Raw genomic sequence first — 22582 nt, 5'->3', positions numbered from 1 at the left:
CCTTCGTAAGCGCGGTTTTAGACCTACTCCAAATTCAAGACCAGCGATGTTTGGGCCGTTCCGAGATTTTGAAGCAGGATTGTATTTTGGCCGCATATCCAAAGTCGCAGTGACCCAGAAAAGCAGAAAGGGCCGCGACTGGCGCGACCCTTTCCAAATTCGAATGATCCGTAAAGATCAGTTCTTGGCGTAGAATTCGACGACCAGGTTGGGTTCCATCATCACCGGATAAGGCACGTCCGACAGGCCGGGAGTGCGGGTGAATGTGGCGGTCATTTTCGAATGGTCAGCTTCGATATAGTCAGGAACATCACGTTCAGCCAGACCAACAGCTTCCAGAACCAAGGCCATCTGCTTGGACTTGTCACGCACTTCGATCACGTCGCCTTCTTGGACGCGGTACGAAGGAATGTTCACTTTCTTGCCGTTCACTTTCACGTGGCCGTGGTTCACGAACTGACGCGCAGCAAACACGGTCGGAACGAACTTGGCACGGTAAACAACAGCGTCCAGACGGCGCTCCAGCAGACCGATCAGGTTTTCACCGGTATCGCCTTTAACACGCTCGGCTTCGCCATAGATGCGACGGAACTGTTTCTCGGTCAGGTCGCCGTAGTAGCCTTTCAGCTTTTGCTTGGCGCGCAGCTGCAGACCGAAGTCCGACAGTTTGCCCTTGCGGCGCTGGCCGTGCTGGCCGGGGCCGTATTCACGACGGTTAACTGGCGACTTCGGACGTCCCCAGATGTTTTCGCCCATACGGCGGTCAATTTTGTACTTGGCAGCAGTTCTTTTGGTCATCTGCTGATCTCCTTCTAAAAGTTTCGAAGGGCGTTGTCCTCTGGCTTGCGCCTGACAGGGATCCCCTTGCGGGGGCCACCAACACCAATGAAAACCGGCCCCTCGCGGGACCGGATTTGGGGCTTATAGCGCCATGAACAGCGGAGTCAATGACTAGGCGACACCGATTTGCCCTTTGGCACCATGGATTTCATGAACATTATCGTCGGATTGCGCTGTGAACCCACCAAGTCCCGGGAAAAGGCTGGTCAGCCTGCTTTGATGGTCGGACTGTGTGGAGCCCAAATCGGAAAAGGCCGGATGCTGGCTTTCCAATGGAACACCATTGGCCCAAATCACCTCGTGCCGCCCCAACAGGACCTGATAGTAGCTGGTTTCTTCCGCGATACGATCCGTTGAAATCAGGCTGCCATCAACAAGATCCGCAGCACTGGCAAGAACTTCATCCTGACCAATCAGTTTTTGCGCCCGCATGCCCGAGACTAAAATCTGCTGATGGGGTGAAACCAATAGATCCGCATCTGGCTGGCCAGATCGGATCGCACCGGCACGTAAGCGGACCGGCTTGGTTTCTGGATTAACCAACATGCGCGCAGCCGAAACCTGACGACGCCCAACCCACAAAACGGGCTGGCCGCCATGTTCGCGGGTCAGCACGATGCTGCCCTCGCGCAGTTTTTCAACAGGGCACTCACCAGACGGTGTGCGCACCCGTGTGCCTTGCGTCAGAACCGCCATGCCTGATGGTTGTTCGGTCAGCACATCATTGAATGTCGCAACCATATTGGCGCGCACAACACGCAAGGTTGTTTCTGACGGCGGAACAGCGCCCGCGAATACCAACAAGGGACATCCGCCATTTGGTGAAACCACCAACGAAACCAGATAGCTTTCATAACCATCGGTAACTTCGAACCCGACATTCAGTCGCGGATCGTCTTCTGCCAACATATCGAGGCCATCTGCCCCAATCGTTGCGGCGCCAACCAGCTGATGCACAAACACCGCTGCGCGTTTTCGTATGTCTGATTGCTCACCTACATTCTGAAGCAATTCGAGCTCTCGTGATCGATCAACTCTCAGTGCTTTGCCACTCCATTGCCAATCTGAACCCGCAACCAAAGCCCTAAGCGGAGCATTGTCCGCCATGTCGACCTTCGTCTGCGCCCAAGAGATGACAAAAGTGCCCTCGTAGCCCTTCTTCATGCCTATATACCTGCCATTATATTTGTTTTTCCAAAACGGTAGCACGCGCGAATCACCTTGGTAAAGGTTTTGTGGCGCGCGGATCGCACCTGTCGCAGATGGGTAACAAGTCGGGTCTCAGGCGTTGAAATCATGGCCACATCAGAGCCCTTGCACAGACGCCCCACGATTGGTAATATTTTCTTACCAATTCTCAGGAGCGTTTTATGCCCGTCATCACCGAAATCGAAGACCTTCGCCGCATCTATAAACGACGTGTGCCGAAAATGTTCTATGACTACGCCGAGAGCGGCAGCTGGACTGAACAAACCTTTCGCGAGAACAGCACGGACTTCGAAAAGATCTATCTTAGGCAGCGTGTCGCTGTGGATATGGACAACCGCTCGACCAAAACCACGATGTTGGGGCAAGACGTTTCGATGCCAGTGGCGCTGGCACCGGTTGGTCTGACAGGCATGCAAAACGCTGATGGAGAGATTAAAGCGGCACGTGCGGCCGAGGCATTTGGCGTTCCCTACACGCTGTCGACAATGTCCATTTGCTCGATCGAAGATGTCGCCGAAAACACCAGCGCTCCTTTCTGGTTTCAGGTTTACACCTTGAAGGACGATGACTTCATGCGTCGTTTGTTCGATCGTGCGCGGGCCGCCAATTGCCCCGCCATCGTTGTCACCGTAGATTTACAGGTCCTTGGTCAGCGTCATAAGGACCTGAAAAACGGGCTTTCGGCCCCACCCAAATTGACCGTCAAATCTGTCGCCGACATGATGACAAAGGTTCAGTGGGGGCTTGGCATGCTGGGCACCAAGCGCCGCTTCTTTGGCAACATTGTCGGGCATGCCGAAGGCGTCGAGGATCCATCGTCTCTGCACACCTGGACCGCGCAGGCATTTGATCCGTCCTTGGACTGGGATCGGATCAGGCAATTCAAAAAGATGTGGAATGGCCCCATGATCGTTAAAGGCATCATGGAACCTGAAGATGCCATCGCCGCCGTGAATGCAGGGGCAGATGCGATCATCGTGTCCAATCATGGTGGGCGACAGTTAGATGGAGCACTCAGTTCCATTCGGGCGCTACCCGCCATTCTGGACGCCGTGGGCGACAAGGTTGAGGTCCATCTGGACAGCGGCATCCGGTCCGGTCAGGACGTCCTAAAAGCAATCGCGATGGGCGCCAAAGGCACCTATATCGGCCGCGCCTACACATATGGGCTGGGTGCAATGGGACAAGCGGGAGTCACTCGCGCGCTAGAGGTGCTTCACAAGGAGCTCGATATCTCGATGGCTTTCTGTGGCCATACGGACATTGAAAAAGTCAACAGAAGCATTCTTCGGATTCCCAAAGGGTTTTCCGGCGATTGGCAAGACTGATCTGTTTTCCCGTTCTGGAATCGAGGTTGGCCGATTTCGAATTGGCCAACCCTCAAAAATAGCTGCGCACCAACGCACCTGATATCAACACCCACCCATCAGCAACTACGAAAAACGCCAGTTTAAACGGTAGCGATACGATTGCCGGTGGAACCATCATCATCCCCATGGACATCAGGATCGCTGCGACAACCAGATCAATGACCAGGAACGGTAGAAAGATCAGAAAACCGATCTGAAAGGCGCGTTCGACTTCGGACAGAAGGAAAGACGGCACTAAAAGTGACAGAGGCGACGAACCAGCAAGATCAGCCCCTGCCGTTTCCTCGCGCAACGTGGCCAGATGGGTGAAGGTTTCCGGATCAATGCGGTTGGCCATGAAAAAACGAAAGGGTTCTATTGCGGCATTGAATGCGGGTTCAAGCTCCATCGCCCCTTCCGAGAATGGTTTGGCACCTGCGGTCCAAGCCTCCATGAACACCGGTTCCATGATGAAATACGTCAGAAACAACGCGAGGCAAATGATCAACATATTCGGAGGTGATTGCTGCAGGCCAATTGCTTGCCTGAGGATGGACAGAACAGTTACGATGAATGGAAAGCACGTGATCATGATCGCCAAACCGGGAACCAAGCTAAGCACTGTAACCAGCAAGAAAATCTGAATGGTTCGGGTGGCAAGCGATCCGTCTTCCCCCAGCGAGATCGAGATTTCTTGTGCCATCAGCTCGGATCCGGACCCAACCCAAATCGATCCGGCGACCAGCAAACACAACCCAAACATCCGCCCCGGCATTGCGTTCACAACCCCGACTTCAGGTCAACGATCTTGGTCAAACGCACAGCGATCTGCCCGGCTGGGTCGCCCTCGACCTCCTCGAGCTCGCCATGGGCAATCAGTCGATCGCCGACGTATAGCTCGACGGGATCTTCTATCCGTTTGTCCAGCGGCAGAACGTCGTCTTGCTTCAGGCGCAAAAGCTCTTTCACTGTTGGTCGCGCCACGCCGACCGAAATCGTCACCGCGATGGGAACACGAGCAAACGGGCTGCCGTCGGTTTCAAGGTCTGGATGGAGTGAGGGTTCAGCCATGTTGAAATGCCTTCTCGTTCACGTGGTATAACGTTTCGACGGCTTGTGTGATCCGCGAAACAGCCTCTGAAAGATCGACGCAGCATTCGCTTTTACCGGACCGCAAATAGATCTGCCCATCTGGCAACGTATCTTTCTCTATAATCTCGAAAGGTACCGAAACGGCTTTTTCCAGAAACACTTCCAATGAAGCCCTATTGATGGGTGAGATAAGAACCTGAATGGGCCCATCAGCCAATTCTTCGGCCATGGGCATCATGGCCTCAGAAACGATGGGGCCGATGGCTGTTTCAAGCGCCTTAGGCAAAACCACCGTAAGCAACTGGGTCAACAGAGGCTCAAGTGTAGACAACACATGGCTGCGCGCCTCTTGATAGGTAAAACCCAAATCCTCGAGATTGCGCGCGAATTCTGCTTTCACACGGTCGCTGCCTTCCTCCATCGATGCCGCGGCGTCATCCCAACCCGTTTTATATCCCGCCTCGTAGCCCTCAAGCTTGCGAGCCTCGAACTGAGCGTTCAGGTCCGATTGTTTTAGTGTCAGCGCGGCATCTTCTGCCGAATGTCCAACAACAGATGTTGCGTCGCCAAAATCTTCTAAGGAGTATCGAAGGCTCATCCTGCCGCCTCCTCATCTTCTTCCATCCAGCCGCGCAGGATCTCAACCGTTTCGGTTTGACGCTCGGAAATGAGGTCACGGAGCCGTTGCACTGGGTCAGCTGCCGCTTCCACCGCGACCACGGCGTCTGCGGCATTCTGAATGGGCTGAACCTCCGAAACCAAAGCTGGTGTTGCAGACTGCGCTGGCATCTCGTCGAAGTTGGGTTGGTTAACTCCGCTCGGCCGATCGATAGATGCATTAGGCAACCCAAGTGCGGGCCCAGCACCTGACGCCTCGGATTCGGTCGCCTGAGCGGTCAACATCGGCCGCAGAACAAAAAGCCCCAAACCAAGTGTGACGATCGCCAACACGACAAGCTTGATCAGCGACATAACATCAATATTGAGCGAGCTTAGAAGCCCCGGCGAAGCATCACTTCCCACATCAGCGATGGCCTCAAACTCCATAGTCTTGATGGTGATGATGTCACCACGCTGTTCATTGAACCCTACAGCCCCAGCAACAAGCTCGCGTAAGCCTTCAAGCTCCGCCTCTGTACGAGGCGCCCATTCGATTGAGCCATCTTCCTGCAGCGTTCGAATTCCATCCACCAACACTGCAACGGTCAGCCTTTTCACCGCACCCGGTGTTTTCAACACTTCGCGCGTCGTTTCGGACACTTCATAGTTCACGCGTTCGCGTGTCTCTGAAGTGTTGGAGGATGACGATCCGCTGCCACCTGCGGCATCCCCGTCTGGTAGGTTTGAAGCCACGCTGACGCCACCCGCTTCACTGTCATTGGCGGCGTTGGAGCTTTCAGACGTATCCGTCGAAATCGCCACACGGCTTTCAGGATCAAACCGTCGTTCACGGATGGATTCTTGCTCGGTCGCCGTTTCCAGGTTCAACTCAACAACGGCATTTCCAAAGCCCACGCGGGCTTCCAGAAGCCGTTCAACATTTTGCTTTAGGCGTTCGGCACGGTCCTGCGCGCCGAAAAGCCCGTCCGCCGTTACCTCGTCGCCCCCCATCAATCCAGCACGGCTATCGATCACCGAGACCTTCTCTGGCGACAATCCAGGAACTGCGGATGCAACCAGAAACTTGAACGCCTTGATCTGGTGGGTTGGCAGTGTGCCGCTTGCGGTTGTGATCGTGACAGACGCCGTGGGATCGTTGCGTTGCCTAAACTGTCGGGACGACGCGTTTGCAATGTGTACTCGTGCATTTCGCACCATGGGGCTGGCAACAATAGTGCGGGCAATCTCTCCTTCTTTCGCCCGCCAATAGGCGGCATCGAACATTTGAGACGTGGTGCCAAAACCGCTGAGTCCATCAAGCAGTTCGTACCCTTTGCCGGAGTTCGCAGGCAGCCCTTCGCTGGCCAAAGTCATGCGCAGCGAATCTCGCTGGGTTGCGTCGACAAATATGGAATCCCCGCGAATTTCAAAGGCCACGTTTCGACCCTCAAGCGCCTGAACCACGTCACCCGCTGCACTGCTTTCCAGTCCCGCATATAAAAGCGTCATCTGCGTGCTTGTGGCCATGCGGGACAGGCCAATCACGGCCATAAACATGGCCAAAGTTGCCGCAACGACGATACCCCTTTTACGTAGGTCCATCGCCCCCCAAACCGAGATCAAGTGCTGCAAGACGTAACTCCTTTTCCGAGCGGGCTTCTACCCCCGTCATGTCAACCTGTTTCCCCCATCGCCCTTAATAATTGGTTAGTGCCCATCAGTTTATATCGACCCAATACAAATGGATTCGGGGATCGCATGTCTGACGACGAAACCACTCAGGGCTCCGAGGATGAACAAACCTCGGGAAAGAAATCGAAGAAGGGTCTGGCGATCGGACTCGTTGGCGCATTGTTGCTTGGCGGCGGCGCGTTCTATGCGACCTACGCAGGCCTTGTCGGCTCCAAGCCCTCACCTGAAACGGTAGGGGAAGAAACGCCGGACGTTCAGGAGTTGCCTGCGGTCAGCTTCGTGGATCTTGACCCGCTTGTCGTATCGCTCGGGCCAAACACCAGCAATCGCCATCTAAGGTTTCGAGCGTCGCTTGAGGTCGAGCCGACCTATGAAGAGGATGTCGTGAAGCTGAAGCCGCGCGTCGTGGACATTCTGAATTCGTATTTGCGGGCCGTAGACACTGCGATGCTGGAAGACCCTCAGGCCTTGGTGAAGCTGCGCGCACAAATGCTGCGCCGCATACAGCTGGTGACCGGCGAAGGCCGCGTACGCAACTTGTTAATTCTCGAATTCGTGCTCAACTAAACTGGAGTAGGACATGGACTACATCGCCGATATTATCCTTGGTCTGGGTGCCTTTGGTGCAGGCATCTATTGCCTGATCCTTTCGCGCCGTCTGAAACGGTTCAACAACTTGCAAGACGGTATGGGCGGCGCAGTTGCCGTCCTGAGCGCGCAAGTTGACGACATGACAAAGTCCCTCAATCAGGCACAATCGGCCGCGGGTCACAGCGCTTCTGTTCTGACGGAGCTCACCGAGCGCGCCGAAGTTTCCGCGCGCAAGTTGGAATTGATGATGGCAAGCCTTCATGACTTGCCGGACCCATCTTTCTCCGCCCCTGAAAGCGTTCCGGATCCGACCACAGATGAGGTTGGCTTCACATCGTCGCGCCACGCAAATTCCCCGCTCTTTCTCAGCAATCGCATTGTGGAGGCCGCGGAATGACGGACGCACCCCAGATCACCCGCAAGCCCAAAAGAATACCCCGGATTCGCAAACGTAGCATTCTGGTGCTGCTTGCCGTGACCTTGGTAGCGTCTGGTGTGCTCAGGCTCGGACCTGTTACAGCGGCATTCGCAGAAGATTTGTCCGAACTGCTGTCTGGAACATCTGCGGATACGAGTTCAACCACGTCACAGCCGGCGCAACCGGACGTGGCTGTCGTACTGGCTGCCCTGCAAGAAAGAGAGGCGCTGCTGGAGGAAAGAGAGCAAAAACTTTCGCAACGGCTTACCGCTCTTAGCATTGCAGAAGTTCGGGTCACAGAGAAGCTCCAAGAACTCACCAAGGCGGAAGAGGTGCTGGCTTCCACCATGGCCATGGCCAAAACCGCCGCAGCAGACGATCTGGATCGGTTGACCACTCTTTACGAAAATATGAAACCAAAGCAGGCGATCCCACTCTTCGCAGCAATGGAACCAGATTTCGCGGCAGGTTTTATCGCCAAGATGAAGCCTGCGGCGGCGGCCCAAATCATGGCCGGGCTCGACCCCCAATCCTCTTATGCAATCAGCGTGGTTCTGGCAGGTCGGAATGCTTCAGCCCCGACCAAATAAGCGACTAATCAAGTTTTAACCCAGCCATGCGATGAAAGTTGGGGACAGGCTTAGAATAGCAGAGGTTTTTTTATGATTGGTTTCGTTGGCATCGCTCTGATTTTCGTAATGGTTTTTGGTGGCTATCTGGCTGCTGGCGGAAAAATGGGGATCATTCTGAAATCCCTACCTTTTGAATTCACAATGATTGGTGGCGCTGCGGCCGGCGCTTTCGTGATCTCGAATGACATGTCGGCCATCAAGCATACACTCAAAGACATCAAAAAGGTGTTCAAGGGACCAAAATGGCACCCCGATGACTACCGCGACCTGCTCTGCCTTTTGTTCGAATTGATCCGCCAAGCGCGCCTGAACGCAGTTGCGCTTGAGGAACATATTGAGGCGCCAGAGGATAGCCCGATTTTCCAGCGATACCCCAATATTCTAGCGGACAAAGAAGCGATTGAGCTCATCTGTGACACGCTCCGCTCTGCCTCAATGAACTATGATGATCCCCATCAAGTGGAAGAGGTGCTTGAAAAACGAATGGAAGCGAACCTCCATCACGCCCTGCATTCCAGCCACGCCTTGCAAGCCGTTGCCGATGGCCTACCTGCACTTGGAATTGTGGCCGCTGTTCTTGGTGTGATCAAAACCATGGGTTCGATTGATCAGCCGCCTGAAATCCTCGGGAAAATGATTGGTGGTGCTCTCGTGGGCACATTCTTGGGTGTTTTCCTGGCCTACGGGTTGGTTGGCCCGTTTTCCGCGAAGGTGAAAACCGTGACCGAGGAAGAAGCACATTTCTATCAACTCATCCGAGAGGTTCTGGTGGCCAATCTCTACAACCACTCGGTCAACATCTGCATTGAAGTTGGCCGCCAAAACACCCCCGGCTCGCACCGGCCCAGCTTCACCGATCTAGAAGAGGCGCTGAAAGAGATCAAGAAAGCTGCCGCATGAGGAATTGGCTTGTCCTGACAACAGCGATCCTTTTGCTTGTGACGCCTGCTGCAGCGCGTGACATCACGATCCGATCGGGCGAGCATCCGAATTTCTCGCGCTTGGTTTTTTATACCGCGCCGACTGACACATATATCTTATCCCGGGTCGATGATGGGTATCGGCTTACGTTTCCCACTGATGTTTCAGGATTTGATGCGACCCGGGTTTTCAACCTGATCCCCCGCACACGCGTTGGGGATTTGATATCCGGCGGGGAGGGAGAGATCCTCATACTCAGATCCTGCGACTGCCACATTAAAGAACTTCGTCTTCCCTCCGGAGAATTGGTTATCGACTTGGTAGATGGCGCTGGTCCAAGTGTCGAAACTGAGCAGCACTCCCCACTCACAAATGAAGAGGGTTTTGTTCAATCCGCTGAGAACAGAAGTCTCTTGCCTCTTTTTGGCTCAGGGCACGAACACAAAAGCTCTGAAAAACAAAACAACCCTAAGGACTATACACCGCAATCGAATCCGACACCGGCTGGGACTGAACAGTCTTTGGTAGATAAACAACGGCTCCTTGTTCAGCTCTCAAAAGCCGTGGCCGAGGGCTTGATCGAAGCGGATATCGATCAACCTGAACCACCAAACGCAACATCTGACCCAGACCCAAAGCCTGAAGACCCCGCGTATCAACCGCTGCCACATTCCCCAAATGATCACGTTAAAATGCAAACAGCGCATGATATCGCGCGCTCTGTGGGTCCAGGTCAGACAATTGCGACACAAGCATGCCTGCCCGATGATCAGTTTGATATTGCAACCTGGGGTCAAATAGCCCCCACAACCACCCAACCAATCGGTTACTCGCAAGGCTATTTGGAGGAGTTCGATCGCCCAAATAAAAACCTACTTCTCGCACACATCAGACAGACAATTTTTATGACATTCGGACATGAAGCGCTACAACTCATCGAAAGCTATGATGGGGTACTGCCGGACATTTCCAGTCTAAGTATGATGGCGCAAGTTATGGAATTCGGGCACTCAGAAAATGCTGACCAATGGCTTGCTCAAATCGGGTGCAATACCAGAAGCGCCCTGTGGGCGGCACTTGCGCAAAAAACGCTACCTGAAGGAGTTAACACGTCTGCCCTATTAAGGTCCTACTCGGAGCTGCCCTCACACCTGAGAAATCACTTGGGAACCATATTGGCACGTAAATTCTTGGATGCTGGCGAAACAAATACCGCGATCGAAATCCGAAACATCGCGGCAAGGTCCGGACGTGAACGCCCCCTGAAAGAAGCGCAACTTGAAGCAGATATCAAAATCGCAACGGGAATACCGAATGAAGCGGAAAACGATCTTGCCGCCGCAGTTCAGGATGACCTTTCACAAACCCAACCCGCGGTAACAGCGTTGATTGAAAGCAAGATAGAAAATGATCGCGGAATATCAGATCAGGACCTTACGTTGCTCCAGTCCATTGCGTTTGAACACGGGAAAAGCCCAGTTGGACTCGAGCTGCAGACACTACACATCCGCGCCCTATTTCACATGGGGCGATTTGCACAAGGGTATGCGCAATTTGACGATATCAGGAGCGACCTGAAACAAGTTCAATTACAAACTACACTTGAAAAAGCGAGCTCGAATTTACTGCATATCAGTGCAGACGCCGAGTTTTTAACCTTCATCATGACGCGCAACGATTGGGACGCTGTCTCCGATGAAACCAGATTAAAACTCGCTAAGCGCCTTATGCGGTTAGGGTTTGCGGAAAAAGCGCGGAGCTTTGTACTGGCAAGCCCAAACACCCCAACTAGGGCAACGCGCGAATTCTTAGCAGAGTTGGCCTTGCAGCAACAGAAACCTGATGTGGCGCTGGGTTATCTGGCTGGCTTAAATACGAAATCTGCAATTGCTTTACGGCAGCAGGCCTTAAAACGGCGCCCTAAACCCAATCTAGAGCAGCAGGAAAGCTACGGCCCCGCTATTTCATCTGCCCAAACATCAGATTTAGTAACGGCCTCACAAATGCGCGACGGCCCCACGGGAGCAATCTCGGACAAGGTTTCAGCGATCCTAAGCGGTTTAAACGACCCTCCCCAGCCTGATCCGCAATCAGATCTACAAACGTATCAAGCGGTATTGGATAGCAGCCAATCCACACGAAGTGCCTTGAACACCCTTCTTGATCTTTATCCGTCACTCGTAGACGGCAAGTAACTGATCATTAAGCATGATCTTCTAGGCTCGTTTCGAAATCAGCAGCAAGAAATGCGCGTCAATGAAGATCCAATGCAAAACACCTCTCTATTCTGAGCACGATAGCAGCACCCGCAACGTAAGCATTACACTCAAAATTTGGGTTTCCCCACTCGTGCTCCAGCAACAATTGAGCAACGTCGCTCGGATTGAATTGCCGCCAATTGCGAACACGCCAAGATGATCTTGCGTGCGGCCAAGGACATATTCCGCCCGACAATCCTGCTTGCATTGGCGCTGATGGCGATCATCGTGATGATGATTTTGCCCATGCCCGCATGGGTTTTGGATCTGGGATTGGCCGCGTCTTTTGCACTGGCCATCCTGATGTTCACGGTCACTTTGTTTATTGAGCGACCTTTGGATTTCTCGGCATTCCCAACGGTGCTGCTCGCGTCGCTCATGCTGAGATTGTCGCTGAATGTTTCTTCAACAAAACTCATTATTGGAAATGGGCATACTGGAACCTCCGCCGCTGGAAGCGTCATCGAGGGCTTTGCCAGCTTTGTCATGGGCGGCAGCATCCTTCTGGGGCTTGTCGTCTTTTGTGTGCTGTTGATCGTGAACTTCATCGTTATCACAAAGGGTGCCACACGTATGGCTGAGGTCGGCGCTCGGTTCGCGTTGGACGGCATGCCTGGTAAGCAACTCGCCATCGACAGCGACATGTCCGCTGGTGCTATTGATCACGCGGAGGCGAAAGCGCGGCGCGAACGTGAACAAGCTGAAACAACATTTTTTGGGTCGCTTGATGGTGCTTCAAAATTCGTGAAGGGGGATGCCGTCGCGGGGCTTCTGATAACTTTCCTGAACCTTGTGATGGGCCTAATCATCGGTGTTGTCATTCACGGGATGGACCTGTCCCTTGCGTTTCAAACCTATGCAATTCTGACGGTAGGAGATGGGCTTGTTACGCAAATTCCCGCGGTAATCATCTCGATCGCCTCCGCCTTGTTGCTTGCGCGGGGTGGCACGTCGGGATCAACCGATCTGGCACTGTTCTCACAGTTCGCCAAACACCCGTCTGCACTCGCAACCGTTGCCTTTCTAATGGGGCTGTTTGGCTTGGTCCCCGGTCTGCCATTCATACCATTTGTTCTTGGATCAGCGGCGCTTGGTTTTGCGGCTTGGTCAGCGGCCAAACAGAGCGCTGCTTCTGCGGAGCAGGCGCAAGACCATGACGATGTCGAGGCTGATACTCCTCAGGAAAGTATCGGTGACATTCTAGATCTAGATGATATCCACGTGGAGTTTGCCGCCGATTTGGTCGCGATGGTTCTAGACCCGGCCACGGGCTTGGATGCGCGTATATCCAGCATCCGAAATCACACCGCCAGCGCATTTGGGTTGATCCTGCCTGAGATCCGTTTGACGGATAATGGATCACTTCCGCCCGGAACTTACACGATCAAGATACAAGGCGTGGAACAAGCTCGAAATCGGCTTCACCCTGATCGGGCCTTGGTCATTCTCAGCGGAGATGAAGCCTTGCTGCCTGACGGGGAAGACGTGCAAGAGCCCGTTTACCAAGCACCGGCGCGCTGGATATCAAACGACGACCAGGAACAGGCCGCATTGGCAGGCTGTGCTGTTGTTTCACCTACTGAAGTCCTTGCGACCCACTTGCTTGAGATCATGAAGCAGAACTTCCCACGGTTACTGGGACTAAAGGCCCTACGCAGGCTTTTGGACGAATTCGTGAACCTCTCGGACCCGGCGCGGGCCGAAGCCAATAGGCGGCTATTGGACGAACTGGTTCCCGACAAGGTTCCTCTGGACTTGCTGCACTCAGTGTTGCGTCTGCTTTTGGAAGAACGGGTATCCATTCGAAATCTGCCCGTCATTCTGGAAAGTGTCGCCGAAGCCCGTCCCGTATTCGGAACCCCCGAGGCCATTTGCGACCACGTTAGACAGCGGTTGAACTTTCAACTCCTCTCAGAATTGAAGCGAGAGGATGGAACCGTCCCACTGATCCAGTTGGCCCCGGAATGGGAAGCCTGTTTTCAGTCGTATCAACTGGACCCGGAACGTGGAGAAGTGGCCTTGCCACCAGAGGAGTTCAACCGTCTTGCAAACGCTGTCGCAGACAAGATTGCGCGCGCTGGTGAAACCGGCATTTACCCGGCTGTTGTCACCTCCTCACGCAGGAGGCGCTTTCTCCGAACCGTCCTTTCTGCAAAAGGGATCGCAAACCCGGTCCTGTCATTCGAAGAAATCGGGACCGAGGCGCGACCGTCACTTGTCGGATTGGTGCCCGCATGAACGCGCAATATGCCCAGCTTCTCGAACAGTCTCAGGCGTTTTTCATGTTGGGCTTTGTTGTGTTTCTTCGCGTGGGCGCAGCCATGGCGTTTCTTCCGGCCTTTGGCGAAACCATGGTTCCAGTACGGGTACGTTTGTTCATGGGGTTGGCCTTTACTGCGATCGTCACACCCACCGTCGCGTCCAATGTTGAGCTTTCACTTAGCCAATTGACCTCGCCGATATATTTACTGAGCGAGCCGATCATCGGGCTTGGGTTTGGATTTGTCTTACGCCTTGCGATCGTCTCCCTTCAGGTGGCAGGCAGCATTGCGGCTCAATCAACCTCTCTTGCCCAGCTCATGGGGGGCAACAATTCTGACCCACAACCCGCCATTGGGCATGTCCTTATGATCTCGGGTTTGGCCCTTGCGGTTATGTTGGACCTGCATGTGCGGATCGTCGAAGGCTTCATACTGTCCTATCAGGCATTCCCCATTGGGCAGCTTCCCACTCCCAAGGGCTTTTCAGACTGGGGCGTCATGCATATTGCGCGCAGCTTCGGGTTTGCGTTCACGCTGGCGGCCCCCTTCGTCATCGTTTCACTGCTCTACAACGTGGCGCTGGGGATCATTAACCGTGCTATGCCCCAGTTAATGGTGGCCTTTGTGGGCGCCCCGGCCATTACAGCGGGGGGACTTATTCTGCTAGCACTGACAACGCCCGTGTTATTGCCGATCTGGCAAAATGCACTCGAAGCTTTGCTGCTTGATCCGTTCGGGGGATGGTAGATGGCCGACGAAGAAGATGACAGCAAACAACACGAGCCGACGCAGAAGAAGCTGGACGATGCCCGGAAACGAGGTGAAATCGCGCGGTCGACAGACCTGAATACTGCGATGTCCTACATGGTCCTACTTCTGCTCGCGACGACGATTGGCGCATCAACGATGAGCGGCTTGGGCAGTGTGTTTTCCAGTATCCTTGAGCAATCGGATCAACTTGCAAAAACCGCCTTTCAAGGCCGGGGTGGGCCCGTTCTGGCAAATGCTATGACGTTGATCGCTTGGCATCTGGCGCCTTGGCTTTTGGTGCCGATGGTTGGCGTTCTGGGTTTAACAGTAGCCACGCGCAGCTTCGTCGTTTCCCCAGAAAAACTGATGCCCAAGCTTAACCGCGTGTCCCCTCTCTCCAATGCCAAAAACAAATTCGGACGCTCGGGGCTGTTTGAGTTCTTTAAAAGCTTTGTGAAGCTTTCAATCTACGGCGTGATTTTGGGGATCTTCATTTGGATCAAGCTCCCACTCATGCTGGCGGCGCTTGCCCTGAACCCCGGCATGGTCTCGGTCTTACTGTTGGATCTATCGATCGAATTCTTCGCCATCGTCCTTCTGGTCGCAGTGATCATCGGGGGCATAGACTTCATGTGGCAGAAGCAAGAGCACCTGCGCAAGAACCGCATGTCGCACAAAGAGCTCATGGACGAGATCAAGCAAAATGAAGGCGATCCGCACATGAAAAACCAAAGGCGGCAAAAGGGGTATGACATTGCCACAAACCAGATGTTTCAGGATGTTCCTGATGCTGATGTTATTGTTGTCAACCCGACCCACTACGCGGTGGCTTTGAAATGGTCGCGTTCGCCCGGGGATGCTCCGATCTGTGTGGCGAAAGGCGTGGACGAAATCGCAGCCCGTATCCGCGAGGTCGCATCCGAAAACGGTGTGCCGATTCATCGCGACCCGCCAACCGCGCGCGCACTTTACGCCACGGTCGAAATTGGCAGCGAAGTGCCACCAGACCAATACCAAGCTGTCGCAGCGGCCATTCGCTTTGCTGAAAACATGCGTCAACGCGCCAAAAAATCCTTGAGGAACCCTGATGGCTGAACCTATCGCGCAACTTGCGGATCTGACCGCGATGAAACTTGATCACGCCATGGCAGAACTTTCTGCCAGCGCGGCGACAATTGTGCATCTTGAAGGGCTGATTGCAGACCTTCGGGATCGCCTACTACACCTACCGGGACTTGATGCCGAAACGGGGCAGAATCCAGCCCTCTCGTGCGGGCATTTTGACCGATGGCAAAAACAGGCCGAGGGGCAGTTGCGTCACCTAAATATCCAACTTGCTCTGGCGCGGGCCAAGCATGAAGAGATGACTTCGAGCGCTCGATTGGCCTTTGGGCGCGATTCTGCGGCCAAAGCTATCCAAGATAAAACACTGCGCGCGCAGCAAGACATGCAGCGAAGACGGGTGGAACACCAATGAAACCACGCGTCAGACGCGTTTCTCCTCTTTTCATTGGAACCAATCCGGTCTATAGGCACGGCTTCACTGCGGGGCTTACACCCTTGGAGGATTCCCGCACCTAATTGTTAATGGAGAAAACCAATGGCACGTGAGATTCCGAATCTTGACGCCACGGTACGTACGGGGACAGGCAAGGGGGCCGCTCGTCAAGCTCGCCGCGAAGGCCAGGTACCGGGTATCGTATACGGCGGTGGCGAAGAGCCGCTCGCTATCAACATCCCCTTCAACGAGCTGTTCAAAAAGCTGAAGGCCGGTCGTTTCCTTTCGACCCTGTGGAACCTGAAGGTTGACGGTCATGAAGACGTTCGTGTGATCTGCCGCAACGTACAGCGTGATGTTGTTAAAGATCTGCCGACCCATCTGGACCTGATGCGCCTACGCCGCACCAGCCGGATCAGCCTGTTCATCCACGTTGATTTCGAGAACGAAGAAGAAGCACCCGGCCTGAAACGCGGTGGCGTTCTGACCATCGTGCGTCCAGAAGTCGAGCTGAACGTTCTGGCCGGCGAAATTCCTGAGAAGATCGTTGTTGATCTGACCGGTCGTGAAGTTGGTGACGTAATCCACATCTCGGACGTGACGCTGCCTGAAGGCGCCAAAACGACTATTGACCGTGACTTCGTCATTGCCAACATTTCGGCACCAAGTTCGCTGCGCTCTGAAGATGACGGCGAAGCTGAAGGTGAAGCAGAAGAAACAGCTGCCGAAGAGGCACCCGCTGCAGAAGAATAAACAAGACCTGAAAAGGTATTTGGAAACGGGATCCTTCGGGGTCCCGTTTTTTTTGACCCGAAGTATGTCCCAATTTGGCAAATAAACGGCCACATGGGAGTATTTGCCACTCTGGATCAGGCCAAGTAGATTACCTAAAATGATAATTTCAGGTTCTCCCCCCCTGATGTCCAGAAGGAAAAACGCATATGAAACTGTTCGTCGGCCTTGGAAATCCAGGCGCGAAATATGCAGGCAATCGGCATAATATTGGCTTCATGGCAGTTGAACATATCGCCGAGGATCACGGGTTCGCCCCTTGGCGCGGCAAGTTCCAAGGAAGCGTCAGTGAAGGCAAGCTTAACGCCGAGAAGGTGATCTTGCTGCGCCCTGAGACCTTCATGAACCTGTCCGGCCAGTCGGTCGGGGAGGCCATGCGGTTCTACAAGCTCACCCCTGACGACGTGTATGTCTTCCACGATGAGCTGGACCTTGCACCGGGCAAATGCCGCGTGAAAACCGGGGGAGGACATGCCGGGCACAATGGCTTGCGGTCGATTCACGCCCATATTGGTGCTGAATATCACCGCGTGCGGATGGGGATTGGTCATCCGGGTAACAAAAATGCCGTCGCCGGATATGTGCTGCGGGACTTCGCGAAGTCGGAACAGGATTGGCTGGATGATGTTTTACGCGGGTGTTCAGATGGGGCTGCCGATTTGGCCGCAGGTGACAGCGGTAAGTTCATGAATGCCATTGGCCGGCGCGTGAACCCTCCCCGGTCTTCGGGCGGGAACGAAGTGCCGCCGAAGAAAGCACCGCCAGAGCCTCGACCCATAGCCAAAAATGAGCCTGCCGCTGAGGACACACGCAGCCCGCTGCAGAAGTTGATGGACAAGTTTTCTTGAGCTTGCGCGACGCATTCGAGGTTCAGGCAGGCAACAATGAACGTTTGGACAGCCCCTTCACGGCGCGCATATTGCGTGTTGCCGGGCGCATTCTGACCTCTGGATCCCCGATCGCTGATCGAATGCTGAAATGGGAAGGGAATGTCGGAGCATTTGGTCAGTCTTTGCCCCTTCGGTTTCTGGCCGGACTTCATGCGCTGGTGCTAACAGAAGACTGTCCAGAGCTGGTGGCCATTTACCCACCCCATCCTTATCCAAGTGACGCGCAAATTGAAGAGGCACTTCAAGTGGCCCTTACCGACCACACAGATACGCTGGATCGCTGGTTGGACATGCCCCCTCAGACAAACGAAGTCCGCCGCGCAGCCGTTATGATCGCAGCCGGCCACTGGTTGGCAGAGAGCTACGCGCTGCCAATGCGCGTGCTGGAACTTGGCGCGAGCGCGGGGCTAAACCTGATGTGGGATAGGTTCGCGCTTCAAGCAGGCAGTGTTCAGTTGGGGCCAGAAGATGCGCCTGTGGTGTTGTCCCCCGACTGGCGCGGGGATTTTCCGTCAGGGTCTGTCCCGACGGTTTTGTCACGCCGTGGTGTCGATCTGATGCCGATGGATGTCGAAGACCCAGATGATCTGTTGCGCATGTCATCATATCTTTGGGCTGATCAACCCGAACGCCTGGAACGCAGCAGAGCCGCCGCGTCCATTTTCGACGCGCATGTTGATCCGGGCGACGCGGCCGATTGGTTGGAAGCACAGCTAGAAGCTGTCGAGCCGGACCACCTGACCCTGATCTATCACACGATCGCGTGGCAGTATTTCCCAGCAGAAACTCAATCCCGCTGTTTGGCCGCTATGAAATCCGCTTCGCAAAACGGACCGGTCGCACATCTGTCAATGGAAGCAGATGAACGCAAAGGGGAAGGTGCGGCCATCACGCTTTTCTTGCTGCCAGAGGATCGCAAGTTGACGCTTGGTCGTGTCGATTTCCATGGACGATGGGTGGATTGGGCGGCACCTTAACCCAAAGGTAAATGAGGTCCAAAATGCGTCATATCTTGAAACGACTGTTGCAGATCTTGCTGGTTGTTGTTGTTCTGGCAGTGGTTGCTGCGATCTGGAAACGCGAAGAAATCTCGCGGCTGCTTGCTGTGAACTCATTGTTTTCAGAAGAGAAAATTGTCCAAAACTTCTCGCATATGGATGGTGCTTTTCTAACCCAAAGTTTGGCGCGCGGCGACGGCCCTGTCTCGGAACTTCCCATCGGTGATGCGATTACGCTGCCTGAAGGTAGCGACAATTGGATCAAGACGCGCAGCGTGACGTCATTGGTGGTGCTGAAGAACGGCAGGCTGCGGTTTGAAGACTATTATCTTGGCACCGGTGCAGAGGATCGCAGGATCAGCTGGTCCGTGGCGAAAAGCTTCCTTTCAGCGCTGACCGGTATTGTTCTGGCCGACGGCGCTATCGCATCGCTTGATGATCCGGTTGAGCTTTATGTACCGGCCCTAAATGGCAGTGCATATGAAGGTGCGACGATCCGAAACGTACTGAACATGTCTTCTGGTGTCGTGTTTGACGAGGACTATCTGGACTTCAATTCTGACATCAACCGCATGGGCCGTGTGCTGGCCCTTGGGCAATCCATGGATGAATTTGCCGCCGGACTGACCGAGACGTTCACAGGCCCCGGTGAAACTTGGCAATATGTCTCGATCGACACGCATATCATCGGCATGGTGATCCGGGGGGCCACTGGGAAATCCATCTCGGAGCTTCTGCAAACCCGGATAATCGAACCGATGGGGTTAGAAGACGCCCCGTATTATCTGACAGACGGATATGGAGTTGCCTTTGTGCTAGGCGGATTGAATTTGCGCACACGTGATTATGCCCGGTTCGGGCAGATGTTCCTTCAGGACGGGCAGTGGAATGGCCAACAAATCGTTCCGGCAGATTGGGTTGCAACCTCTACCACCCCCTCTGCCCCGACAGCCGCTGGAGAACAGAAATACGGCTATCAATGGTGGATGGCCTCCGATGCGCCCGAGGGTGAGTATTTCGGGCGCGGCATCTATGGTCAGTACATCTATATCGACACAAATCGCGACGTGGTGATCGCCACAAATGCCGCAGATCGCGGGTTCCGAGAAGACGGCGTGAATGACACCAACATCGCGATGTTTCGTAAGATCGCATCGTCGATGGACTGAACCCAGTTAGTCCACCGAACGTCCTTCAGTGTCGGACATGTCAAAGCCCAGATACTTGGCGACCGTAAAGATGTCCTTGTCACCACGTCCGCACATATTCATGCAGATTATGTGGTCCTTGGGCAGCTTCGGGGCGATCTTCGTTACATGAGCCAGCGCGTGGCAGGGCTCAAGCGCAGGGATGATCCCTTCGGTCGAACAGCAAAGCTGGAACGCATCCAGAGCTTCCTTGTCGGTGATAGCAACATATTCTGCGCGCCCAATCTCGTGCAGCCAGCTATGTTCGGGTCCGATGCCCGGATAGTCCAGCCCTGCTGAGATTGAATAGCCGTCAAGGATCTGCCCATCATCATCCTGCAACAGGAAGGTGCGGTTGCCATGCAGCACGCCGGGGCGACCACCGGTCAGCGATGCGCAGTGCTCCATGTCGTCATTCACACCTTTGCCGCCAGCCTCGACACCAATGATGTTTACGCTTTTGTCGTCGAGGAACGGATAGAACAGACCAATCGCGTTCGACCCGCCACCGATGGCCGCGATGATGGTGTCAGGCAGACGCCCTTCGGCCTTCTGCATCTGTTCTTTGGTTTCCTTACCGATGATCGACTGGAAATCGCGAACCATAGCTGGATAAGGATGGGGGCCAGCAGCGGTGCCGATGCAATAGAACGTGTCGGCCACGTTGGTTACCCAATCGCGCAACGCGTCGTTCATAGCATCTTTCAACGTTCCGCGACCGCTTTCAACGGCGATCACTTCAGCGCCCAAAAGACGCATGCGGAAAACATTCGGGGCCTGACGCTGCACGTCATGCGCACCCATATAGACGATACACTTAAGACCAAATTTCGCACAAACCGTGGCTGTCGCAACACCGTGTTGGCCTGCCCCGGTCTCGGCGATGATACGCGTTTTGCCCATACGGCGCGCCAACAGAATTTGGCCAAGTACATTGTTGATCTTATGCGCACCGGTGTGGTTCAGCTCGTCCCGCTTCATATAGACCTTTGCGCCGCCCAGATGCTTGGTCAGACCTTCTGCAAAGTAAAGCGGGCTGGGGCGGCCGACATAGTGGGTCCAAAGATCCTGCATTTCCGCCCAGAAACTGTCGTCAGTCTTGGCTTTTTCATACTCTGCTTCAAGATCAAGGATCAGCGGCATCAACGTTTCCGAGACGAAACGCCCGCCGAAATCACCAAACCGGCCCTTTTCATCAGGGCCATTCATGAAGCTGTTGAACAGATCGTTGGACATGGGCATACCCCCCTTTTGCCTTAACCGGCACCGTGTGCAGCGGCGCAGAAGGCCGCAATCAGTCCCTCATCCTTGATACCGGGCGCGGTTTCAACCCCTGACGATACATCGACCTGATTTGCACCCGTCAAACGGATGGCTTCAGCGACATTTTCAGGCGTCAGCCCCCCCGCCAGCATCCAAGGACACGGCCAGTATTTCCGCTGCACCAGTCTCCAGTCAAACGTGACACCATTGCCACCGGGCAGATCGGCCCCTTTGGGCGCTTTTGCATCAATCAGCAACTGATCGGCAACTCCGGCAAAGCGCTCAATTTGCGCCACGTCATCCGGGCCCGAAATCCCAATGGCCTTGATCACCGGCAGTCCAAAAATGGCCTTCACTTCGGCCACACGTTCAGGGCTTTCAGAGCCGTGCAACTGGATCATGTCAGTCGTCGTGTGTTTGACGATATCCTCAATCCCGGCGTTATCCATATCCACGACCAAAGAAACTTTGGCCACGCCCGTCGGCACGTCCAACATCAGCGCGGCTGCCTGATCTAAGGTAACCGAGCGCGGGCTTTTGGGAAAGAAATTGAACCCGATATAGCGCGCACCTGCGTCAACCGCAGCCGCTAGCTGTGCGGGGTCTTTCAGCCCACAGATCTTTACCGAAATGCTCATCTGTTTCAGCTGGTCTTATCCAGCAAAGCCAACACATCATCGCCGGTGCGGGCTTTGGGTTCACGCAGAGATTTCACTTCGCGCGCCAACTGGTCACGCTCGCGGCGATTGCGGGCGCTTTCAGCGCGCAGCTTATGCTCGCGAAGCCATTCCCAAACGAACCCAATCAAGATACCTGCCACGACGCCTCCGAAGATGACGACGAAAAGTGGAAGCGTGATGGACCAGCTCCACCCCAAAAAGCCAGAAAGCTCGCTGGGAAGGATGTTCAAAGTCACGCTGCCCCGATTGGCCAGCGCGACCGTGATCAGAACAACACCAAGTGCCGCCAAAAAGGCGTAACGGATATACCGCATGTAGAACCTCTTACTTGCCGTTTAGCCGGTCCCGCAAAAGCTTGCCGGTTTTGAAAAACGGCACATGTTTTTCTTCGACTTGCACCGACTCACCCGTGCGTGGATTGCGGCCGATACGAGCATCTCTTTTCTTGACTGAAAATGCGCCAAAGCCGCGCAGTTCGACCCGATCACCACGAGCCATAGCTTCAATGATCTCTTCGAAAATGCTGTTCACAATGCGTTCGACATCACGCTGATAGAGGTGCGGATTTTCATCCGCGATCTTCTGGATCAGTTCAGACCGGATCATCCTGGTCCCCCCAAATTGGTCTATCTAATGGATTTTGCATCCTTATTCTGTCCAA

24 protein-coding genes are annotated in these 22582 nt (G+C 54.4%); 14 read left to right on the top strand and 10 right to left on the bottom strand.

What is annotated here, in order from left to right:
• Positions 1–177: 177 nt before the first annotated feature.
• On the bottom strand, positions 178–798 hold the full coding sequence (rpsD, locus tag MWU55_RS04900; protein ID WP_246934637.1) for a 30S ribosomal protein S4: 621 nt from the start codon (positions 796–798) through the stop codon (positions 178–180).
• A gap of 153 nt (positions 799–951) precedes the next feature.
• Positions 952–2004, bottom strand: coding sequence for a Hint domain-containing protein (locus MWU55_RS04895; protein ID WP_246934636.1), 1053 nt, complete (start codon positions 2002–2004; stop codon positions 952–954).
• A gap of 206 nt (positions 2005–2210) precedes the next feature.
• On the opposite strand from MWU55_RS04895, the gene MWU55_RS04890 reads away from it, so the two are divergent.
• The gene (locus MWU55_RS04890) at positions 2211–3377 is read left to right on the top strand and encodes an alpha-hydroxy acid oxidase (RefSeq protein ID WP_246934635.1); all 1167 of its coding nucleotides are present in this window, start codon (positions 2211–2213) and stop codon (positions 3375–3377) included.
• A gap of 52 nt (positions 3378–3429) precedes the next feature.
• Here the strand turns inward: MWU55_RS04890 and fliP are convergent, their stop codons facing one another.
• The 4 genes from fliP to fliF form a co-directional block, all read right to left on the bottom strand.
• The gene (fliP, locus tag MWU55_RS04885) at positions 3430–4101 is read right to left on the bottom strand and encodes a flagellar type III secretion system pore protein FliP (RefSeq protein WP_246934794.1); all 672 of its coding nucleotides are present in this window, start codon (positions 4099–4101) and stop codon (positions 3430–3432) included.
• A gap of 77 nt (positions 4102–4178) precedes the next feature.
• Positions 4179–4469, bottom strand: a complete 291-nt coding sequence (locus MWU55_RS04880; RefSeq protein WP_246934634.1) for a FliM/FliN family flagellar motor C-terminal domain-containing protein — start codon at positions 4467–4469, stop codon at positions 4179–4181.
• A complete protein-coding gene (locus MWU55_RS04875; protein ID WP_246934633.1) occupies positions 4462–5088 on the bottom strand; it encodes a flagellar biosynthesis protein in 627 nt (208 codons plus the stop codon). The genes MWU55_RS04880 and MWU55_RS04875 overlap by 8 nt, the downstream gene beginning before the upstream one ends.
• Positions 5085–6722: a flagellar basal-body MS-ring/collar protein FliF gene (gene fliF, locus MWU55_RS04870; RefSeq protein ID WP_246934632.1), complete on the bottom strand. Its 1638-nt coding sequence runs from the start codon at positions 6720–6722 to the stop codon at positions 5085–5087. Before fliF ends, MWU55_RS04875 begins: the two co-directional genes overlap by 4 nt.
• A 126-nt stretch (positions 6723–6848) precedes the next feature.
• On the opposite strand from fliF, the gene MWU55_RS04865 reads away from it, so the two are divergent.
• The 13 genes from MWU55_RS04865 (at position 6849) to MWU55_RS04805 (ending at position 19960) form a co-directional block, all read left to right on the top strand.
• Complete coding sequence (locus MWU55_RS04865; RefSeq protein ID WP_246934631.1) at positions 6849–7349, top strand: flagellar basal body-associated FliL family protein; 501 nt, start codon at positions 6849–6851, stop codon at positions 7347–7349.
• A gap of 13 nt (positions 7350–7362) precedes the next feature.
• Complete coding sequence (locus MWU55_RS04860) at positions 7363–7770, top strand: hypothetical protein (protein WP_246934630.1); 408 nt, start codon at positions 7363–7365, stop codon at positions 7768–7770.
• The gene (locus MWU55_RS04855; protein WP_246934629.1) at positions 7767–8381 is read left to right on the top strand and encodes a hypothetical protein; all 615 of its coding nucleotides are present in this window, start codon (positions 7767–7769) and stop codon (positions 8379–8381) included. Before MWU55_RS04860 ends, MWU55_RS04855 begins: the two co-directional genes overlap by 4 nt.
• A gap of 72 nt (positions 8382–8453) precedes the next feature.
• Entirely contained in the window at positions 8454–9323 is an 870-nt protein-coding gene (motA, locus tag MWU55_RS04850) for a flagellar motor stator protein MotA (RefSeq protein WP_246934628.1), read from the top strand.
• Positions 9320–11539: a hypothetical protein gene (locus MWU55_RS04845; RefSeq protein WP_246934627.1), complete on the top strand. Its 2220-nt coding sequence runs from the start codon at positions 9320–9322 to the stop codon at positions 11537–11539. The genes motA and MWU55_RS04845 overlap by 4 nt, the downstream gene beginning before the upstream one ends.
• Positions 11540–11758: 219 nt before the next feature.
• Positions 11759–13840 (top strand): flagellar biosynthesis protein FlhA, encoded by a 2082-nt coding sequence (gene flhA / locus MWU55_RS04840; RefSeq protein WP_246934626.1) that lies wholly within the window; start codon positions 11759–11761, stop codon positions 13838–13840.
• Positions 13837–14610, top strand: a complete 774-nt coding sequence (locus tag MWU55_RS04835; RefSeq protein ID WP_246934625.1) for a flagellar biosynthetic protein FliR — start codon at positions 13837–13839, stop codon at positions 14608–14610. The genes flhA and MWU55_RS04835 overlap by 4 nt, the downstream gene beginning before the upstream one ends.
• Positions 14611–15708, top strand: a complete 1098-nt coding sequence (locus tag MWU55_RS04830; RefSeq protein WP_246934624.1) for a flagellar type III secretion system protein FlhB — start codon at positions 14611–14613, stop codon at positions 15706–15708. It begins immediately after the preceding gene.
• A complete protein-coding gene (locus tag MWU55_RS04825) occupies positions 15701–16090 on the top strand; it encodes a hypothetical protein (protein ID WP_246934623.1) in 390 nt (129 codons plus the stop codon). The genes MWU55_RS04830 and MWU55_RS04825 overlap by 8 nt, the downstream gene beginning before the upstream one ends.
• Positions 16091–16213: 123 nt before the next feature.
• Positions 16214–16864, top strand: coding sequence for a 50S ribosomal protein L25/general stress protein Ctc (locus MWU55_RS04820; protein ID WP_246934622.1), 651 nt, complete (start codon positions 16214–16216; stop codon positions 16862–16864).
• 188 nt (positions 16865–17052) lie between these two features.
• Positions 17053–17751, top strand: coding sequence for an aminoacyl-tRNA hydrolase (gene pth / locus MWU55_RS04815; protein ID WP_246934621.1), 699 nt, complete (start codon positions 17053–17055; stop codon positions 17749–17751).
• On the top strand, positions 17748–18770 hold the full coding sequence (locus MWU55_RS04810; RefSeq protein ID WP_246934620.1) for a DUF2332 domain-containing protein: 1023 nt from the start codon (positions 17748–17750) through the stop codon (positions 18768–18770). The genes pth and MWU55_RS04810 overlap by 4 nt, the downstream gene beginning before the upstream one ends.
• Before the next feature lie 23 nt (positions 18771–18793).
• Positions 18794–19960, top strand: a complete 1167-nt coding sequence (locus tag MWU55_RS04805) for a serine hydrolase (RefSeq protein ID WP_246934619.1) — start codon at positions 18794–18796, stop codon at positions 19958–19960.
• A gap of 6 nt (positions 19961–19966) precedes the next feature.
• On the opposite strand, the gene trpB is transcribed toward MWU55_RS04805, so the two are convergent.
• From trpB to ihfB, 4 genes are read right to left on the bottom strand one after another with little or no spacing between them, the layout of a single operon-like run.
• Positions 19967–21214, bottom strand: coding sequence for a tryptophan synthase subunit beta (trpB, locus tag MWU55_RS04800; RefSeq protein ID WP_246934618.1), 1248 nt, complete (start codon positions 21212–21214; stop codon positions 19967–19969).
• 20 nt (positions 21215–21234) lie between these two features.
• Positions 21235–21879 (bottom strand): phosphoribosylanthranilate isomerase, encoded by a 645-nt coding sequence (locus MWU55_RS04795; RefSeq protein ID WP_246934617.1) that lies wholly within the window; start codon positions 21877–21879, stop codon positions 21235–21237.
• Between the two features lie 5 nt (positions 21880–21884).
• A complete protein-coding gene (locus MWU55_RS04790; protein WP_246934616.1) occupies positions 21885–22235 on the bottom strand; it encodes a LapA family protein in 351 nt (116 codons plus the stop codon).
• A 10-nt stretch (positions 22236–22245) separates the two neighbouring features.
• Entirely contained in the window at positions 22246–22527 is a 282-nt protein-coding gene (ihfB, locus tag MWU55_RS04785; protein WP_246934615.1) for an integration host factor subunit beta, read from the bottom strand.
• Between the last annotated feature and the right edge of the window lie 55 nt (positions 22528–22582).

Origin of the sequence: Aliiroseovarius sp. F20344, assembly GCF_023016155.1 — a bacterium.
In the GTDB taxonomy this organism is placed as follows: Bacteria; Pseudomonadota; Alphaproteobacteria; order Rhodobacterales; family Rhodobacteraceae; genus Aliiroseovarius.
Note: the sequence above shows the minus strand (reverse complement) of the source record. Positions and strands in the feature narration are given on the sequence as shown.